The 19,623-nt window shown below is 73.2% G+C and carries 12 protein-coding genes; 2 read left to right on the top strand and 10 right to left on the bottom strand.

Annotated elements, in window-relative coordinates:
- Positions 1-3 precede the first annotated feature (3 nt).
- From E1292_RS08355 to E1292_RS08330, 7 genes are all read right to left on the bottom strand, one after another.
- Entirely contained in the window at positions 4-1,854 is a 1,851-nt protein-coding gene (locus tag E1292_RS08355; RefSeq protein WP_132593704.1) for a hypothetical protein, read from the bottom strand.
- Complete coding sequence (locus E1292_RS08350; RefSeq protein WP_132593702.1) at positions 1,851-6,068, bottom strand: alpha-(1->3)-arabinofuranosyltransferase; 4,218 nt, start codon at positions 6,066-6,068, stop codon at positions 1,851-1,853. Before E1292_RS08350 ends, E1292_RS08355 begins: the two co-directional genes overlap by 4 nt.
- Positions 6,065-7,288, bottom strand: coding sequence for a glycosyltransferase family 4 protein (locus E1292_RS08345; protein WP_246090000.1), 1,224 nt, complete (start codon positions 7,286-7,288; stop codon positions 6,065-6,067). The genes E1292_RS08350 and E1292_RS08345 overlap by 4 nt, the downstream gene beginning before the upstream one ends.
- A gap of 103 nt (positions 7,289-7,391) precedes the next feature.
- Positions 7,392-7,523, bottom strand: coding sequence for a hypothetical protein (locus E1292_RS54825; RefSeq protein WP_281284010.1), 132 nt, complete (start codon positions 7,521-7,523; stop codon positions 7,392-7,394).
- Between the two features lie 124 nt (positions 7,524-7,647).
- Positions 7,648-9,138, bottom strand: a complete 1,491-nt coding sequence (locus E1292_RS08340; protein WP_132593698.1) for an MmpA family trehalose lipid delivery protein — start codon at positions 9,136-9,138, stop codon at positions 7,648-7,650.
- A 199-nt stretch (positions 9,139-9,337) separates the two neighbouring features.
- Positions 9,338-11,575, bottom strand: a complete 2,238-nt coding sequence (locus E1292_RS08335) for an acyl-CoA dehydrogenase family protein (RefSeq protein ID WP_132593696.1) — start codon at positions 11,573-11,575, stop codon at positions 9,338-9,340.
- A 61-nt stretch (positions 11,576-11,636) separates the two neighbouring features.
- Entirely contained in the window at positions 11,637-12,419 is a 783-nt protein-coding gene (locus E1292_RS08330; protein WP_165974439.1) for an iron-containing alcohol dehydrogenase, read from the bottom strand.
- 626 nt (positions 12,420-13,045) lie between these two features.
- Between E1292_RS08330 and E1292_RS08325 the strand changes: the two genes are divergently transcribed.
- Both E1292_RS08325 and E1292_RS08320 read left to right on the top strand, forming a co-directional pair.
- Complete coding sequence (locus E1292_RS08325; RefSeq protein WP_132593693.1) at positions 13,046-14,476, top strand: AMP-binding protein; 1,431 nt, start codon at positions 13,046-13,048, stop codon at positions 14,474-14,476.
- A gap of 19 nt (positions 14,477-14,495) precedes the next feature.
- Positions 14,496-15,581, top strand: a complete 1,086-nt coding sequence (locus E1292_RS08320; RefSeq protein WP_132593692.1) for a S1C family serine protease — start codon at positions 14,496-14,498, stop codon at positions 15,579-15,581.
- A gap of 69 nt (positions 15,582-15,650) precedes the next feature.
- Here E1292_RS08320 and E1292_RS08315 read toward each other — a convergent pair whose 3' ends face one another.
- Genes E1292_RS08315 through E1292_RS08305 form a run of 3 tightly spaced genes read right to left on the bottom strand, consistent with a single transcriptional unit; the run spans position 15,651 to position 19,623 of the window.
- Positions 15,651-16,187, bottom strand: coding sequence for an OmpA family protein (locus tag E1292_RS08315; RefSeq protein ID WP_132593691.1), 537 nt, complete (start codon positions 16,185-16,187; stop codon positions 15,651-15,653).
- Positions 16,171-16,773: a hypothetical protein gene (locus E1292_RS08310; RefSeq protein ID WP_132593690.1), complete on the bottom strand. Its 603-nt coding sequence runs from the start codon at positions 16,771-16,773 to the stop codon at positions 16,171-16,173. The genes E1292_RS08315 and E1292_RS08310 overlap by 17 nt, the downstream gene beginning before the upstream one ends.
- Positions 16,774-16,827: 54 nt before the next feature.
- A complete protein-coding gene (locus E1292_RS08305) occupies positions 16,828-19,623 on the bottom strand; it encodes an AfsR/SARP family transcriptional regulator (RefSeq protein ID WP_246089999.1) in 2,796 nt (931 codons plus the stop codon).

Genomic DNA, 19,623 nt, shown 5'->3' with positions numbered 1-19,623 from the left:
CGATCACGGTCGCGGCACCGCCTGCCCCGGTGTCACGTCGCCGATGCACACGCCCGGTGGCAGGTCGTCGACGACGATGCGGTCGGCGCCCGGCTCCGCGAGCACGAACACCCGGCCGAGGCCGGCCCGCAGCGCCACGTCGGTGGCGCGGTCCGCCATCCACAGGGTGACCTTCGTGTCCGCGCGGGCGGCGTACCCGAGCCTGACCAGGGTGCCCTCCGCGCGGGTGACGCGGTTGTCCAGCGGCACCTGCACGGTCCCGCCGGTGACCGGCCAGCACCGGTCCCGGGTGCGCGGAGCGAGCGGGACACCCTGCACGTCCACGGGGCGCAGGCGACCCTGATCGTCGAAGACCATGCCTTCGAGCGCCGCGGGGGGCGCCTGCATCGTGGCCCTGAGCCGCGGCGGGGCCAGCGCGCCCAGCACCTTCGACGTCAGGCTGTAGGCGCCGTAGCTGCTCGGCAGCACGTCGGGTGGCACGAGCCGGTCGTAGATCACCGTGCCGGGCGCCGCCCTGGCCAGCTCGGCGCGGGCCGTCTCGATGTAGCGGTGGCGCCGCTCCGCGCCCAGGTGCCCGGCGAAGACCGAGACCGACACCAGCGACGCGCCCACGAACAGCCCGAGCGCCGCGCCGCAGACCCCGCTCACCCGTTCTCTCGCGGGCAGCGCCCGCCGGTACGGCTCCGCCTCGCCCGGGAGCGGCAGCAGCACGAGCCCGGCTACCAGGGCGACCAGCGGGACGGCGTCGGCGACGTAGCGCGTGTCCGTGCCGGCGAACGAGCCGAGCAGGTGGACCCGGCCCCAGAGCACCGGAAGGGCGTCGGCGACGAGCACGTAGCCGAGAAGCAGCGCCCACGCCAGGCCGGCGCGCCTGCGGTAGTACGTGGTGACCGCCACCATGGCCGCGAGGGTCACGAGGGAGGCGATCACGACGGGCAGCGGCGGCGAGACGACCCCCCAGTCGTTGCCGGCGAACCACCGCCACGGGCCGCCCAGCACGGTCGTGGCGAAGGTGCGGCCCAGCAACTCCCACAGGAAGCCCGCCGCCTGATCGAAGATCGGCAGAGCCCCGGTGTTGGGCGCCGACAACGACCGCTGGACGTAGAGCGCGCCGAAGCCCGCCAGCACGACCAGCTGCATCGACCAGGCCGCCACGTGCCCGCGCAGCGCGCGGCGGAGACCGCCGTGATAGATCGCCGTGAGGGCGAGCAGCACCAGCGGCAGCGCGAAGCCCTTGACGAACCCCAGCAGCCCGAACAGCACCCACAGCGCGGCGGCCACGGCGTGCCGCAGCCGGCCGGTCCGCAGGTGGTGCCAGTGCGAGGCGACCGCCATGGGCAGGGCGATCTGCAGGAAGACGGTGTTGAGCCCCGCCGCCCACCACGCGAGCACGGGCACGGTGACGGGCGCGACGAGGAAGACGAGGAGCGGCGCGAGGATCGCGGGCCGTGCGCCGAACACGACGCGGAGCATGCGCAGCACGGCGAGGGCGGCGCAGGCGTGCAGCGCCAGGACCATGCCCGCCGCGTACCCCCAGCCGAAGGGCTCCAGCCTGGCCGAGATCCAGGCGAGCAGGAAACCGCCCGGCATGAACTGCCCGAAGTGGATGCGGGTCAGGTAGTCGAAGGAGAGGTCGTTCTCCATCGCCCTGGCCACGAACTCGAAGTCGTCCTCCTTGAAGTAGGCGTTCCGGGCGATGGCCGCCTTCCACGCCATGGCCGCGCCGACGAGCAGGAGCGCGGCCAGCAGCACCCCGTGCCGCCCGGCCCACCGGGACGCCGCCGCGGCGGCGCGGGCGATGGGGGCCGGGACGGTGATGACCATCCCGGTGCGCGGCTCGGTCGTCTGGCTCACGGAACACTCGTCATGGTCGGGCCGCCCGCGGCGACGGGTACGGGAAGTTCGGACGTCCGCGCGGCCCGCCTGGCGGGGATCTCGGCGAGCGACTGCGCGAGGAGGGGCAGGCAGAGGAGCTGCGGCCAGCGGCCGTCGACGCCGGCGGCCACCAGGACCGCGGCGGCCATGAAGAGGGCGACGCCGCCCGGTGGCCCGAGCAGCAGGCGCCGCCACCGCGGCACGCGCGCGTGCTCGGCCGCGCGCAGCGAACGCGACCACGCCCCCAGCGCGTAGAAGGCGCCCGCCACCCCGGCGCCCACCGGCCCGCCCACCCAGAAGCCCAGCGCGACGGCGAACGGCGCGAGGTGCGCGGCGCGCAGGCGTGCGGGACGGACCAGGGCACGGTGGCGCGCGGGCGGGGCCGTCCTGACCAGGGCCAGCAGCACGACCAGCAGCGCCAGCCCGCCGCCCGCGGCCAGCCCCGCGCGGTAGCGGGAGTCGGGCTCGTACGTGAGCGTGACCGCGCCCGCGACGTGCGACGGGAGGAACCACGCCTGCCGCCAGCCGTCGAGCCGGACCGGCTTGAGCTCGACGGCGCCCAGTCTGGCCCGCCAGCCGGGGTTGAAGTTCTCGTTGACGACCAGGTAGGAGTCCTTCGTGACGCCGACCTGGACCACGCGCTCCCCGTCCTCCCACGACGTCACGGCCACCTCGCTCATCTCCACGGGCGCGGCCTCCTGGCCGCCGTCCTCGTGGCGGACGATCGCCGACTCGACGCGGTAGGCGTCGCCCCGCCGCAGGGACAACCGCGCCTGGCCCGACGCCAGCCTCAGCGGCTCGCAGCTCTCGAACGCAACCGGCCTGCCGGTGACCACGTCGTTCAGCGAGCCGTCGACGATCCTGGTGTGCACGGTCTCGCCACCGGCGGTGAACGTCGGCCCGAACCCGCAGGGCACGCGGAGCGGGAAGCCGGTCAGGGCGCCGAGCGGGCGTACCCCGGGGAAGGAGACGTCGCTGATCTCGACGGGGCGGCCGCCCGACGCGCCGAACTCCAGCTCGACCTTCCTCGCCTCCATGGCGGGGAAGCGGACGATGCCGTCCTGGCCCACCCAGCTCTGCCTGACGCCGCCCTCGGCGCGGATCGTCACCCGGACAGGAGGGGCCCCGAGGTAGGAGTCGGGCGTGACGACGCGGATGTGCGACAACCGCGTCTTACGGGCCAGCTCGACGCTCAGCGTGGGCTTCGGGTCGAGCGGGTCGGCGAACCACGCGGTCTTCGGGTCCCCGTCGAACGCCCACCGGCCGGCGGCCGCGCCGTGCTCGACCGCCGTCGAGGACGCCCGCACCTTCACGGCGTCGCCGGGCAGCGTGGTCAGCCGCTCGATGGCCGTGCGCTCGGTGAGCACCGTACGGCCGGAGAGCTCGTACGAGCCGTCCTTCCTGACGGTGAAGGAGCGGTCGAATCCGTGACCGTCGTCGCCCAGGACCTCGTGGCCCTGGGCACAGCTCCAGGCGAGCGAGCCCCTGACGCAGCCGGGAACGTCACCGGTCCTGCTGAACGCGACCACGGCGGGCTCGCCGGAGCCCGGGCCCTTGTCCGGCTCGGGCCGTTCCGTGCCCGGGTCCGGCACGGCCGGTTCCGTGCCCGGATCCGGCACGGCCGGTTCTGTGCCCGGGTCCGGCACGGTGATCGAGCGGGTGGGGTGCACCCCTGGCACGGTCAGCTCCGTGATCCCGACCCGGCCGCCGAGCCTGCTCTCCGGCTCGTGGGCGGTGGACACCACCTCCAGGCGCAGCCGGCTGACCGGGCCGTCCGGCACGACCAGCTCCTGGGCGTCCGAGGTGGCGCGCACCTTCTGGCGCAGCGCGCCGGTGTCGGTCTCCACCACCACTTCGCCGGGCGGAGGGCCGATGGGCGAGTTCTCGAAGGCGACCTGGATCGTGGCGACGTCCAGCGGCTCGGTGAAGGCGACCTCGATCCACTCGCCGGCCGCGCCGTTCCAGCCGGTGGAGCGCCAGCTGGTGCGCCGGTCGCCGTCGAGCGCGGCGAACGGCTGGTGGCCGGGCTCCCTGCTCCGCGGGGCCGCCGTGACGTCCGCCTCGGAGCTGGACGCCGTGACGCTCGCGATCCCGGTGAACGTGGCCGTGCTGAGATACCGCTCCCAGCCCGGGTCCAGGATGTCGTTCGACGGCGAGTCGCCACGGAACGGCTCGGCCGCGGTGAGCGTGGCGCTGGAGTTGCGGCGCAGGTCGGGGTAGGCGATCTCGCGCCGGCGCAGCGTGTCGGTCAGTACGGTGTCGCGCCCGGGCACCTCGACGCGGCCGTCGTCGTCGTTGAGCAGCACGGGCCTGTCGTCGTCCAGGAGTCCCTGCTCGGCCAGGTCGAGCACGGCCTCGGGAGCTCCTCCGACGCGCAGCGGGCGGGTGGCGTCGACGGTGCCGACGAGCGGCGCCGCCCCGGGCACCCTGTAGATCTCGACCGCGGGGTAGGGCTGGTCCAGCCAGGCGGCGGCCTTGCCGTGCTGGCCGATGCCCACGCCCGGGCCCATCTGGGCCGCGAGCTCGATGCCGGGCGAGTCCTCCAGCGCCTGGTGCACGCGCGCCGGCCAGGCGGTGCCGATGGTGGCGCGATCCAGGTCGTTACGGACCACCAGGTACGTCACCCCCATGCGGCGCAGCGTGGCCGTGAGCCCCGCGGACCCCACGCCGGCGGACAGGCGCTCGTCGACGGCCGCCATCAGCCGCGAGATGCCGGCCGACCCCCACGGCACGATGGTGTGCGTGGCCCAGCGGACCTGCGAGAGCGCCTGCAGCGGCTCGTCGAGCGGGCGCCCCCAGAGGTACTCGCCGCGTTTGGACCCCGGCACGGCCAGCACCATCCCGTCGCCGGCGTTGCGGCCGACCCAGGAGATGGCCTGCTTCCAGTAGTCGGGGATCGTGGTGAAGCCGCCGGCCGGCGCGAGCCCGGCGTACAGGATGGGCAGGCCCGACAATGCCACGAGCCCGGCCGTGACGGCGGTCAGGGGCACGCGCAGGCGCGGGCGCGCCGTGGCCAGGAGACCGGCGACCCCGAGCGCCACGGGCAACCTGATCAGCGCGTCGAACTTGTGCAGGTTGCGGAAGGCGGCGAGGGGTCCGTCCAGCAGCTGGACCATGAGCTCGTGGTGGGGGGTGCCCGGGTGGCCCGTGGTGATGACGGCGACCCCGCACAGCAGGCTGATCAGGAGGAAGGGCCGCTCCGGCATCCTGCGGGAGACGAGACCGGCCAGGCCCGTCGCCGACACGGCGGCGGTGACCACGATCAGCCACGGGACCGTGGACTGCTGGTGGGCGTCCGGCAGCCAGGTCTGCCCGTCCACGTTCAGGAAGCTGAGCCAGCTCGACGTCCCGCGCAACGTGTTGACCAGCGAGGTGACGCCGGTCGTCGCGCTGGCCGTCTCGATGTAGGGCAGGAAGGAGAAGATGTAGCCGCCGAGCGTCAGCAGCGGGGCGAGCCACCACATCGAGGCGAACACGATGAGCGGCAGCCACCAGGCGACGAGCCGCCGTTTGTCCGGCCCGCCGCGCCGCGTCAGCAGGTAGAGCAGCGGCACGGCGAGCACGGCGTACTCGGCCACGGCGTTGACGCCCCCGCAGAAGAGGAAGGCGAGCGCCGACAATCCGGCCGCCCGGCGGGCCGACAGCTCGCCTCTGGCGCCCTTGACCAGGGGGAGAACGATCCACGGCAGGACCGCGCTGGGCAGGAACTCCGAGGAGTTGATGCCGATGAGCGCCTGCGCGTGCGGTGCGAGCGCGTACACGAAGCCGGCGATCACGCGGGTGTACGGGCCGCCGACGCGTAAGGCGCGGGCGAGCTGCACCACGCCGAGGAAGGCGGTGCAGAGGACCAGGGACATCCACAACCGCTGGACCATCCAGGAGTCCATGCCCAGCTTGAGGCAGAGCGCGTAGAACGGTCCCATGGGGAAGAGGTAGCCGTAGGCCTGGTTCTGCAGGTGGCCGAAGTAGGCGCCGTCCCACAGGTGCAGGGCCCGGCCGAGGAATCCCAGCGGGTTGACCGCCATGTCGAGCTTGGTCTCGGGGATGATCTTCTCGGTCGCGGTGTTGAACGCGATGGCGCCGAGCAGGAGGCAGGAGGCGAACAGCCGCAGCCTGTGCCTGACCCGGATCTCGTAGCTCTCGGCGGCGGGCTCCGCGAGCTCTTCGTGGAGTCCAGGCGAGGCTTGGGTCACTGATAGGCTCCGCCGCGATCTTGGAGTTTCGCCAGGATAAGTCCGGTTATGCTAGCCCCAGTTCGGGCCCACGTAAATTCCCGCGCCCAGGCCCGGCAGGCGTCGGCCACCTCGGCCCTGCGGCACGGGTCCGACAGTTCCTTCAGCGCCCGTTCGACCACGTCGGCCAGGCACTCGTCCTCGCCCACGAGCCATCCGGTGACGCCGTGGCGTACGGAGTCGCGCAGGCCCGCCACGTCATAGGCCACCGTCGGGACCCCGAGGGCGGCGGCCTCGATCACGGTCAGCCCCCAGCCTTCGAACTCCGAGGCCGTCACGTTGAGGCGCGCGGCGCCGAGCAGCGCGTTCTTGCGCGCCGCCGGCAGGTATCCGTGCAGCACGGCCCGCCCGTGGAGCCCGTTGTCCGCGATCCGCCGGGCCAGCGGGCCCTGTTCCGGGCCGCGCCCGATGACGTGCACGGTCAGCCCCGGCCACGACGCGTCAAGGTGGGCGGCCAGATCGACGACCCGCTCGATGCGCTTGTGCCCGACGAGCCGCCCCGCGTACACAAGGGTCGGCGCGACCGCGGGCTCCCCCCGTCCCGGCTCCGGCGCGACCGTCTCGGGCTCGGCGCAGCCGTTGGGCACGACGGTGATCGGGGCGAGCCAGCGCAGCTTCCCGGCCAGCTCATGCTTGGACGACTCCGAGACGGTGATCGTCAGGCAGCGGCGGTAGAGCAGCCGGGCGACCGGCCCTTCGACGAAGCAGCCGATCCTGGCCAGCCAGCGCGGGAGGAAGGCGTGGAACTGCCGGTCGTGGACGTGGTGGACGAGGCAGAGCACGGGGGTGCGCCGGCGTACCACGAGGGGCGAGAAGAAGGGGATGCCGTTCATCGTGTCGATGACGGCGTCGACCCGGCGCCGGTGGAACAGCAACCAGAGCGGCACCAGCACGTAGACCAGGTAGGGGTTGCCCATCCTGCGCAGCCGGATGCCCTCCAGGACCTCGGCGCGCCGCTGTCCCCGCTGGCGGCCGGTCACGAAGGTCACCACGGCCCCCTGGGCCAGCAGGAACCGGCTGACCTGCCAGGCGTACTCCTCGGCGCCGCCGGCGGTCGACTGCCGGGGCTCGCGGAAGTTCAGCATGGCGACGCGGATTCCCGCGAGAGGCCGCTCTCCCCCTTCGCCGCCGGCCCGCGGCACGGGCGGGGCCGCCGCCTCCGGCTCACCGGTAAAGACCACCGTCACTCCTCACAGCGGGCGCGCGGGCATGGCGAAGCCAGCCCCTGTGCTGTGGAGCTGGTACGACGCTGTCGAGCTGGTACGACCCGTCAAAAGGGCGGGATCACCTGGTGCCGTAGTTGTAGAGCGGCTGGTTCGGCGGGGTCAGGGCGGGTGACGCCACATTGACCACGGCGACGGAGGCTCCGACCGCCAGCAGAGCTCCGATGGCCAGGGCCACGAGAAGTCGCAACAACAGAGCACTCCTTCCGATCTGTGGCGCAGTGTGCCGAGACTAGAACCTGTTCCGCCTTGAAGCCATAACATTGGTCAAACCGTGATAAAGCAAGTTACCCTCCGGTATATCATGAAACAGCCGGTCAGCGCCGCAGCAAGTGGAGCTCTTCACCGCGGAAAACGGTCTTCCAGCCGGCCGGTTCAAGGGAGAACTCGTTCTGGCTCGCCGCCACCAGGACGTACCTGGCGGGCAGGCCCGCGTAGTCACCGGCGACGAGGAGCCCGGCGACGCGCCGGTTGAGCGCGTCCTCGCCGCGTACGCGCAACCGCCCACCGTCCGGCAGGCCGACGAAGAGGGTGTCGTCCGCGATCACCCGGCGCTGGAAGAGCTTGGTCGCCGGGTCGAGCACGACCCGGCCGCCGTTCCAGGCGAAGGCCCGGTGCGCGCCCCAGGGCAACGACACCAGCGCGCCGGGGGCCGGGTCGTCGTTGACGATCCGCTGCACGGCCCGCCACTCGGGCGGGTACGTGGTCACGGCCAGCCGCCCGAACGCCCCGAACGCCAGCGTGGGCAACACCAGCACCGGCGCCACCACCCCCACGAGCGCCGGCGCCCCCGACCGCAGCGCCGCGGCCAGGCCGACCGCCGCCACCAGGACGAGCGGCGCCAGATAGACCTGGCCGTCGCGCAGCGGCCCGAACCCCGGCCACAGCGCGACGAGCCCTTTGAGCGCCTCCCGCCCCGCCGGGAACGCCCCCAGCGCGGCGACGCAGAACCCGGCCGCGGCTGCCACGGCGAGCCCGCCCCACCACGCGGGCCGGTCGGGGCGGGAGCGGAGCCGGGCGTACCCGAAGACGCCGGCCGCGACCAGGAGCAGGCGCGTGGTGGCGGACCACCACGACTCCTGCCCGGGCAGCCCCGCGTCGGCGCTCCAGATGCCGCCCAGCGAGAACAGGCTGACCAGCACGCCGAAGGGACCGTCGGCGCGGGCCGCGAACGCGTCCACCCCCGCCGGGTCCGTCACCGCGCCAGAGCCGAGCGCGGGAAGCGCCCACGGCAGGCTGTACACGACCAGGATCCCGGCCACCACGGGCACTCTGCGACGCGCGACGGCGATCGGCATCAGCGTGAGCGCCGAGATCAGCATCGCCTGGAACCCGCCGATCGCCGCGGGGAGCAGCGCGGCCGCCAGGCGGGTCCAGCGCAGTCCCGTGGCCCGCACCGCCCACGGCAGGCCGGCCACGCCGAGCAGCAGCGCCCACTGGCCGAGCATGAGCCGCTGCGCGAGGTAGATGTTCCAGGCGAAGCAGGCGGCGGCGACCAGCCGGGCCGGCCTGCGCTCCGGGGGCACCAGCGCCGCCGCTCCGGTCGCGGCCAGCACGAAGATCCCGGCCAGCATCCCCTTCTGCACGATCTCCACGGGCAGCACCCGGGACAGGACCGCCACGACCAGGTCGCTGGGCACGGCGCGGGGGAATCCGCCGCGGTCCGGCAGCAGCGGCGCGTCGGGCACGAAGAGCAGGTCGTACCGGAGCACCAGGCCCCAGCCCAGTGCGGGCCCCAGGGCCAGCGCCGCCAGGGCCGCGCCGAGCAGCGCGGGCGCCACCCGGGCAAGCGTCGGACGCGCCCTCATCCGTGCCCTCATCCGCGCCTTCATCCGCGCCTTCATCCGCGCCTTCATCCGCGCCTACATCGGGGCGAGCGTCAGGCGGGAGCGGACGGGTGCCGGGGGCACGTGCGACGACCGCTCGACGTCCACGGCGGCACCGCCTCTCCCCTGTCCTCGGACATTCCAGGCACAGGGGAGAGTAGCCGCCACAGACTCACATGCGTTACTTACCGGGCTCAGGGTCTCTCGGCAGGCCCAGCATGCGCTCGCCGATGATGTTGAGCTGCACCTCGGTGGTGCCGCCGTAGATGGTCATCGCGCGGGTGGCGAGCACCGCCCGGTTCCAGTAGCCGGCGTCGCCGAGCTTCATGTCGGCGGCCGTCACCGCCGCCGGGCCGAGCAGTTCCACGGCGGTCTCGGACACGTGCTGGGCGTGGGAGGTCGACAGCAGTTTGCGTACGGAGGCGTCCGCGCCCGGCTCGGAGCCGGCCAGCTGCTTGAGGGTGACCCGCAGCGACAGCGCGTTGATGGAGTGGCCCTCGCAGACCACCCCGGCCACCCGCTGCGCCTCCACGGGCGACAGCTCGCGGCCGAGCCGCCCGGCCAGGCCGAGCAGGTCGGGCACGGAGGAGCCGGTGCCGCCCGAGCCGGACGACAACGAGACCCGCTCGTTGGACAGCGTGTTGCGGGCGACCTTCCACCCCTCGCCGACCTCGCCCACGACCAGGTCGTCAGGGACGAACACGTCGTCGAGGAAGACCTCGTTGAACAGGTTCTCGCCGGTCATCTCGGTCAGCGGCCGGACCGTGACGCCCGGCGCCTTCATGTCGACCAGGAAGTACGTGATGCCCTCGTGCTTGGAGCCCTCGCTGGAATTACGGGCGATGCAGATGCCCCACTCGGCCACGTGGGCGACGGAGGTCCAGATCTTCTGGCCGTTGAGCTTCCAGCCGCCCTCGACCCGCTCCGCCTTCATCTGCAGCGAGGCGAGGTCGGATCCGGCGCCGGGCTCGGAGAACAGCTGGCACCAGATCATCTCGCCGCTGAGCGTCTTGGGCAGGAACCGTTCCTGCTGCTCCTGGGTGCCGTACGTGGCGATGGACGGCACCACCCAGGCACCGATGATCATCTGGGGCAGCCGGACCTTCGCGGCCCTGAGCTCCTGCGCGATCAGCACCTGCTCGAGCGGCCTGGCGTCGCGGCCCCACGGCCTGGGGAGATGGGGCATGACGAAACCGCGGGAGGCGAGCGCCCGCTTCTGCTCCTTGCCCTCCAGCCCGGCGATCTCCGCGATCTCGGCGCGGATCGACTCGCGCAGCTCCCCCGCGTCCTCCGGCAGGTCGATCTCCATCGGGCGGAAGACGCCCTGCAGGGAGAGCGAGGCGACCGTGGCGGCCCACTCGGACGACGAGCCGAGCAGGGCCCGCAGCGTGAGCGCGCGACGGTAGTAGAGGTGCACGTCGTGCTCGAAGGTGTAGCCGATGCCGCCGAACGTCTGGATGGCGTCCTTCGCGCACTGGACGGCCGCGTCGGGTGCCATCACGCCGGCGACGGCCGCGGCGAGCTCCAGCTCCTTCGCCGCGCTGACGGTCGCGCTCTCCGGGGCCTCCACCGGCTCCTCGGGACCGGAGCGCCGCTCCGCCGCCCTGGTGGCGTCCCAGACGGTGGCACGGGCCTGCTCCAGCGCGACCAGCATGCGGGAGAGCTTGTGCTTGATGCCCTGGAATTGCCCGATCGGGCGGCCGAACTGCACGCGTACCTTGGCGTACTCCGCGGCCGCCGTGACGCACCACGAGGCCAGTCCCGCCGCCTCCGCCCCGAGCACGATCGCCGCCAGGTTGCGGACGTCGGCGCCCTCGACGCCGTCGAGCACCCGCTCCGCGGGCACGGCCGTGGCCACGAGCTCCACCCTGGCCACCGGCCTGGTCAGGTCGAGCGACGGGAGCGCGGTGACCGTGGCGGCGGAGGCGTCGACCGCGACCCACTCCTCGCCCTCCGGCGTGGTCACCGGCAGCACCAGCACGTCCGCCAGGGAGCCGCCGAGCACGGGCTCGGCCGTGCCGGCGACGACCAGGGAGCCGTCGTCGTCACGGATGCCGGTCAGGGAGCCGGTGAGAGCGACCGCGCCGGTGAGCGTGCCGTCGCCGAGGCCCTCCAGGAGGTCGTGCCGCTTGGAGGCATGGATCACCGCGCCGGCCAGCACGGTCGGCACGAACGGCCCCGGCGCCATCCGCTCGGCCAGCGCCTCCACGGCCACGGCGGCCTCCAGCAGCCCGTAGCCGGACCCGCCCGACTCCTCGGGCAGGTGCAGGCCGAGCAGCCCCTGCTCGGCGAGGCCCGGCCAGAACGGCGGGCGGCCGTCCGCCTCGGCGCGCTGCAGCTCCGCCGGGATGTTGCGCTCCGCCCAGCCGCTCACCGACTCGCGGAGCGCACCGTGCTCCTCGCTCAAACCGATCGCCATGCTCATCCTCCCGCCAGCTCCGGCGCCATGCCAGAACCATATTCTAGAGGATGCTTCTGGCCTAGAGGGGGCGAACCTGCTTCACGATGGTGCTCAGGTCACGCCAGCGCTCCTTGTTCGTCTCGGGGATGGAGGCCATGAGCAGCGTCGGCTTCGTCCTTCCCACCTCGACCACCGTCACCATGGCCTGGGCGACCTGCTCCTTGCCGTCGAAGGTGTAGGTGACCTTGTAGCCGAGCGTCCACCCCTTGCCGACCGGGATCTTCTGCGAGGCCGTCCACGCGAGCGTGGCGCCCTTGGGATATTGCGTGCGGATGGTCCAGCGGGCCGCCTCCGTGGCGATCGCGCGGTAGTCGGCGCTGGAGGACGGCTTCTTGTCCGGCACGTCGGCGGGGTATTTCGCCGAGGCGATGAGCGTGTGCGGAATGGCCACCTCGCCGATCCGCTGCGCGATCGAGAACGGCGGGAAGTCCCTGGCCTTCCACGGTGCGCCCAGGCGCGGATATTTGATCCCGGTGTTCTTGTCGGTGATGGTGCCGGTGACCTTGGCCGCCTTGCCGGACAGCGTCGGGAACTTCTTGCTCTCCGGCACCGGCGGCAGCACGACCGGGCTCTCGCTGACGGTCGGGCTGGGTGTCGCCGACGGGGTGGCCGAACTCGGCACGGGAGCGACGGCGACCACCTCCTCCGGCTGCTCCTGGTTGGCGGGAACGTCGCCGGAGAAGACCACGAAGACCAGCAGCACGGCCAGGACGGTCGCCAGGCTGGCGCCGGCCAGGTAGACGACCTTGATCGGGATGTCGCCGAGACCGCGGGAGGCCGGCTTGGCCGTGCGCTGCGGCACCGGATGAGCCTGCGGCTGCATGAACGGCTGCGCGGGTGGCGGCTGGTTCGGAGGCTGGCGCGGAGGCTGGTAGGGGGGCCGCGGAGGCTGGTGACCACCCTGGCCGCCCTGGGACGGGTTCGCGGCGCCCGGGGGGCGGCTTCCGGCGTTCGGGGGCTGGTTCCCTGGGTTCGGGGGCTGGTTCCCTGGGTTCGGAGGCTGGTTCCCTGGGTTCGGAGGCTGGCTGCCGGCGCTCGGAGGCTGGTTACCAGCCCGGCCCGGCGCCTGGTTCCCGGCGTTCGGCGCCTGGTTCCTGGCGTTCGGCGCCTGGTTCCCGGCCTGGCCCGGCGGCTGGTTCTGCGGCAGGCCGCCGCCCTGCCCGGGCGGCTGGCCGCCGAGCCGGCTCTGGGGCTGCTGCGCGGGTTGACCAGCGGGCTTCACCGGAGTGGACGACCCCTGCGCCGACGGCCGGGCGATCTGGACCGTCTCCTCGGCGGGCAGGACGATCTTGCGGAACGGGGTGGTGGGTGGATCATGTTCAGGTCTCTGGTCGCCGACGTCCGCCATGGCCTTGAGATTACGTCACCCCGGCGAGGCATAAATCCTCTATTCCCCTTGCAGAATCTTATTCTGTAAGGTCAGCGAACATGAGGGGTTTCTACGAGATCGCGGCCGACGACCCTGAACGCCCCGCCCTGCTCGGCGACAACGAGGTCACCTACGGAGCGCTGCTCGACCGGGTGAACCGCGCGTCCAACGGGCTGACCGCGCGCGGGACCGGCCCTGGCGACTGCGTGGTCACCGTGCTGAAGAACGGGCTCGACGCCCTGACCATGATGCTGGCGACCTACCAGATCGGCGCGTACCTGGTTCCGGTCAACTGGCACTTCACGGCCGAGGAGATCGACTACATCGTGACCGACTGCGGCGCCACCGTGGTGATCGCGCCGGACGCGCTCACGGTCGGCGAGCTCGTGACCGGCTCGCCCGCCGTCGCTCCCGAGCACCGCAGGGCCGGATCGATGATGCTCTACACCTCGGGCACCACGGGCCGGCCCAAGGGCGTGCGGCGGCGGCTGCTGGACCTGACGCCCGAGGAGCTGTACCCGATCCTGATGCGCAAGAGCTGGCGGCACTTCGGTCTGCCGGCGGGCGGGGTGCACCTGGTGTGCTCGCAGCTCTACCACTCGGCGCCGTACGGGCAGGCGATGATGGCGCTGCAGTTCGGGCACACGATCGTGGCGCCGGAACGGTTCGAGGCGGCCGGCGCGCTGCGGCTGATCGAGCGGCACCGGGTGACGAATGCCTTCATGGTGCCCACGATGTTCCACCGGCTGCTCGGGGTGCCCGATCGGGAGTCGTACGACCTGTCGTCCCTCACCCACCTCTACCACGGCGCCGCGCCGTGCCCGCCGGCCGTCAAGAAGGCGATGATCGACTGGCTGGGGCCGGTGTTGTGGGAGTACTACGGCTCCACCGAGGCGGCCGTGGTGACCATGGTGTCCTCGCAGGAGTGGCTGGCCAGGCCGGGCACGGTCGGCAGGGCGCTGGACGGCATGACGTTCACGATCGTCGGCGAGGACGGCCGGGAGGTGCCGCCCGGCTCGCCGGGCCAGGTGTACGTCGACGGGATCAACCGGTTCGAATACCACCGCGACCCCGGCAAGACGGCGGCGGCCATGCGCGGGCGGGCGTACACGCCGGGGGACATCGGCTATCTCGACGACGACGGCTACCTGTTCCTGCTCGACCGCCGGACCGACCTGATCATCTCCGGCGGGGTCAACGTCTATCCGGCCGAGATCGAGGCGGCGCTGCTGGAGCACCCGTCCGTGGCGGACGTCGCGGTGATCGGCGTGCCCGACCCCGAGTGGGGGCAGAAGGTGGTGGCGCTCGTGCAGCCCGCGGCGGGCGTCCCGGGTGGCGCGGAGCTCACGGCCGATCTGCTGCGCCACTGCGAGCCCCGGCTGGCCCGGATGAAGCATCCTCGAGTGATCGAATACCGCGAGTCGTTGCCGCGTACGCCGACAGGCAAGCTGAGCAGGCGTAACGTCCGAGAAGCGTATCTTTCACCGTGAGCTGGGCACAAAGCCCTGTATGAGGGAGTTCGTCGCAGCACTGGCGGCCGCCGCGATGCTGCTCGCAGGCTGCGGATCGGCCCCGCCGTCACCGGGTGCCGCCGCGCCGACAGGAACGGGCGCCACCTCGCCGGCGGAGACCGCCTCCCCGACCGCCTCCCCCACGGTGTCGCGGCTCCCGCTCGAGGCGGCGTACGAGCAGGTCATCACGAACGTCCTGCCGTCCATCGTGCAGATCACCACGAAGGTGGGCCTCGGATCCGGCGTCGTGTTCGACAGGGCCGGGCACATCGTCACCAACGCGCACGTGGTCGGCCAGGCCGAGAAGATGGAGGTCACGCTCGCCAGCGGCGGCCCGCCGCGCCCGGCCGAGCTCGTCGAGTCGTTCCCCGCGGGAGACCTCGCGGTGATCAAGGTGGACCGGCCCGACGGCCTGCGGCCGGCGAAGTTCGGCGACTCGTCGAGCCTGCGGGTCGGGCAGATCGTCCTCGCCATGGGCAACCCGCTGGGCTTCTCGGGCAGCGTGACGAACGGCATCGTCTCGGCGCTCGGCCGTACGGTCACGGAACCGCAGTCGGCCGGCTCGCCCGGAGCCACGATCGCCGGGGCGATCCAGACTTCGGCCGCGATCAACCCCGGCAACAGCGGGGGCGCGCTCGTCGACCTGTCGGGCCAGGTGATCGGCATCCCGACCCTCGCCGCCACGGACCCCGACCTCGGCGGTGGCGCCGCTCCCGGCATCGGCTTCGCGATCCCCAGCAACACCGCCACCGACATCGCCGCCCAGATCGTCAAGGACGGCAAGGTCACCAACACCCACCGGGCGGCGCTGGGCATCAGGGGCAGCACGATCGTCGGCGACGACGGGCAGCCCGCCGGTGTGGGCGTCGCCAGGGTCGAGCGCGGCGGGGGCGCGGAGAAGGCCGGCATCCGGGCGGGCGACGTGATCGTCTCGATCAACGACGAGGAGACTCCGACCATGGCCGAGCTGGCCGAGGCCATCACGGCGCTCAAACCCGGCGACAAGGTGCGCGTGGGGGTCATCCGCTCGGGCGGGAAGAGAGAGACGATCACCGTGACGCTGGGGCAGTTGCAGGGCGAGTGACCCACCATGACGCCGGGGCAGTGAAGGGCGAGCGACGCCGGGGCGGTGAAGGGCGAGTGACCCCCGGAATCACTGCTTGGCGGTGAAGACGATCTCGACGCGGCGGTTCTTGGCCCGGTTCTTCTCCATGGGCTTGCCGTCCACCAGGTTGGGCAGCTTGGGCCGGCTCTCGCCGTACCCCTTCGCCTGGAGCGTCACGCCAGAGCCGGTCAGCAACCCGCGCATGGCCGTCTGGACGGCCCGCGCCCGGCGCTGCGAGAGCGTGACGTTGTAGGAGTCGCTCCCCTGGTCGTCCGTGTGCCCCTCGATCCTGACGACGCCGCCCGCGCCCTCAGCGTCGATCTTCCCGGCCACCTGCTCGAGCCGCTGCCCGGCCTTGCCGGTCAGCTTCCACTCGTCCAGCTCGAACAGCACGTCGCTGGTGAGCGCGACCGTCACCTCGCGGCCCTGCTTGGTCTCGCTCTGCGTGCCGTCCAGCGACTCGACCTCGCCGATGACGTCCTCCACGGGCAGCACCAGGTCCTCCACCGCCCCGGTCGCGTCCGGAGGCGTGCTGGGCGCCGGCGACAGCACGAGGGACAGCGCGAGGCTAAGAGATCGGAACATCGGTGAACACGCCGAACATCGGCATCTCGACGTTGATCTTCGTGACGTCGGCGGGCGGGGCGGCGAAGACCGCGTACAACGTGGACGAGTCGCCCTTCTCCAGGAACTGGCCCTGCGTGCCCGAGCACACGCACTCCGCGTCCTCGCCCGTGCCGTTGCGGGCCACCCGGTAACGCTTGGCGTTGACCGGGTCGATCAGGGAGACGGCCGCCACCGTGTAGTCGAGCGGACCCCCGCTCATGCCGTTGTGCAGGTTGACCTTCCCGTCGAGGGCGGTGACCGTCCAGTTGAGGCTGATCGTCCTGCCCTGGCGCTTCAGCCCGGTGATGTCGACCTTGGCCCTGCCGTACGTGTCGCCGGCGCCCACGTTCGTCTCCCGGGTGGAGATCGCCTCGGTCTCCTGCGGGGGCGCGCTCTGCTGCCCCGCGGGCGGGCTCTGCCGGTCGACCGCGGCGGAGGACGCCGGCGCCTCCGGGGCGGCGGTCCGCGGCTGCCTCTCCTCGCCTCCGCCGCCCGGCTGGCCGGGAAGCACGCCGCAGCCCGCCAGTGCGACGGCCGCGAGGGTCAACGCGATCGTCTTACGCATATCGTGATCACCTTCGTCTTCGGGGATGTGACCCTCACCGTAGGAAAGCGACCTTCAGGATGTGCATAGTCCGCGTCGCCTGCGCGTTTCCTGTGCGAGCCGCTGGGCCTCGGCCTTGCCCTGTTCATCTCCGAGGCCGTCAAACTCTCCCATAGCACTCACAAGGGCCTCAAGTGCCCCTTCGAGATCGGCCAGGTCGAGCATCGCCCGGGCCAGGGCCAGCAGGGCCTGCGCGGCGCCCCTCCGGTCCCCGTACGCGGTGAAGGTCTTCAGCGCCGCCCGCGCCGAGGCCGCCGCCTCGGCGGGAACCCCCTCCGTCCTGGAGAGCTCGGCCAGCACGAGCAGCACCCCCGCCTCACCCAGCGGGTCACCCAGCTCCCGGTACGCGGCCAGGCTCGCCTCCAGCGGACCCGCGTCCATGCGCAGCGCGCCGAGAGCGCGTAAGGCGTCGGCCCTGCCGCGCCGGTCACCCGCCTCATCGAAGACCTGGAGCGCACGGGTGAAGGCCCGCTCGGCCTCGTCCGCGCGCGTCTGGACCAGGCCGAGCCGCAACGTGATCCGGGCCAGCTCCAGCCCCTCGACCAGCGGCTGCGCCGCCCGCAACGCCGCCGCGGCCGCCTCGGTGCGCCCTTCGGCCCTGTGCAGATCGGCCAGGCCGCGCAGCAGCAGCGCCTCGCCCTGCCGGTGGCCCGCCGCCCTGGCCGCGTCGAGGCCGGTCGCCGTCGTGGCGTGCCAGTCGTCGTGGTGCGCGCCCAGCTCGAACAGCGGGGTCAGGTAGAACGCCAGCCGCCATGCGGCCTCGTACAGGCCGGCCCGATAGAAGTCGTCGACGGTGGCCACCAGGAACCGGCGCTCGGCGCTCAGCCACCGCGCCTCCCGCCGCGCCCACCCGGTCTCCAGCCCGGACCCACGCCCGGGCCCACCAAGCCCCGCCCCGGTAGGAGCCGAGCCTGTCAGAGCCGAGCCCGTGAAGGGCCAGCGGCTGAAGCCGGCGTCCCAGTCGGCTGCCTCCGGCGGGGCGCCGGTCCGGCCGGGCGGGTGGATCTCCGTGCGGCCCGTGCCCGGCTCCGCGGGCAGGAGGGCGGCCCTGGCCTGCCTCGTCCGCTCCAGGACGGTCGCCGCCCTGGCCTCCAGGATCGTACGGGCGCCGCCGCCCTCCTCGGCCAGGCGCTCGGCGGCGTAGAGCCGGGTCAGGTCGTGCCAGCCGTAACGTTCCTGGCCCGCTTCGTCCAGACCGCGCGACTGCAGCAGGCCCGCCTCCACCAGCGGTTCCAGGTCCGCCCCCAGGACCCACGGCGCGAAGTCCGGCGCGGACAGGGCGCCGAGCTCGCGCAGCAGCCGCCGCTCCGGATCGGGGAGACCGCGGTAGCCGAGCGCGAGGCTGCCGCGTACGGCCAGGTCGCCCGCGCTGAGCTCGTCGAGCCTGCGCCGCTCGTCGCCCAGCCGTCCCGCGAGATGATCGAGCGTCCAGCCCGGCTTCCTGGCCAGCCGGGACCCGGCGATGCGCAGGGCCAGGGGCAGCCCTCCGCAGAGCCGGACGATGCGCAGGGCCGCCTCCGGCTCCGCGCGCACCCGGTCGTGACCTGTCACCCCGCCGAGCATGGCCACGGCCTCGTCGTCGTCGAGCACCCCCAGCTCGTACGCCCGCGCCGCCTCCAGCCCGGCCAGCGGCGACCGGCTCGTGACCAGCGTCAGGCTGCCGGGACCCGTCGGCAGCAGCGGGCGCACCTGGGCCTCGTCGGCGGCGGCGTCCAGCAGCACGAGCAGCCGCCTGCCCGCCGTCATGCTGCGGTAGAGCCGGACCCGCTCGTCCAGCGCGGGCGGGACCGCGCCGTCGGGGCAGCCCAGCGAGCGCAGCAGGTCCTCGAGCACGGCGCCGGGCGGCCGGGCGCCGAGCGCGGCGTAGAGGCGGCCGCCGGGACGCTCGATCCCGGCGGCGGCGTGCACGGCGACGGCCGACTTCCCGCAGCCGGGAGGGCCGTGCAGCACCAGGTGCACGGGGGCGGCCGCCTGCTCGCGGGCCGCCGTGCCGATCCAGTCGAGCACCTGCCGGCGCCCGGCGAAGTCGGAGACGTCCGGCGGCAGCTCGTTGATCGGCGCCGCGTCCTCGCGGCTCCGCCGGCCGGCTGGCCCCGGCTGCTCATCCGACAACACCCGCCGGTGCGCCTCGGCCAGCTCGGCGCCCGGCTCCAGCCCCAGCTCCTCGACCAGCGTGCGGCGCGCGTCCTGGTAGGCCCCGAGCGCCTCGGACCGGCGGCCCGCCTGGTGCAGCGCCTCGATGAGGCGTACCCACGCCCGCTCGCGCAGCGGATGGGCGCCCACCAGCGCCCGCAGCTCCCCGACCACCTCGGCGCCCCTGCCCAGGCTCAGGTCCAGCCGCACCCGCTCCTCGATCGCCGCCAGGCGCAGCTCCTCCAGCGGCACGGCGTGCGACCTGCGCAGCACGGACGACTCGACATCGGCCAGCGCCCGGCCTCGCCACAACCCCAGGGCCGCCCTGAACCCGTCGGCCGCCTCCGCGATCCGCCCCTCCTCCCGCCGCCGCCTGGCCTCCGCGACCAGCCGCTCGAACCGGTGGCAGTCGACGTCGTCCGGCTCCACGTCCAGCAGGTAGCCGCCGGGCACCGTACGGATGCCGTCGACCAGCTTGCGCAGCGCGCTGACGTACACCCTGAGCACCGACTCCGCCGACGCGGGCGGCCGGTCGTCCCAGACCACGGACATCAGCCGCTCGACCGGCACCTGCTCGCGGGCCTCCAGCAGCAGCGCGGCCAGCAACGCCCGGTGCTTGGCCGGCCCCGGCGCCTGCAGGCCCTCGACCCGCAGCGGCCCGAGCACACCGAACCGCAC

Source organism: Nonomuraea deserti (assembly GCF_004348685.1).
Lineage (GTDB): Bacteria > Actinomycetota > Actinomycetes > Streptosporangiales > Streptosporangiaceae > Nonomuraea > Nonomuraea deserti.
Note: the sequence above shows the minus strand (reverse complement) of the source record. Positions and strands in the feature narration are given on the sequence as shown.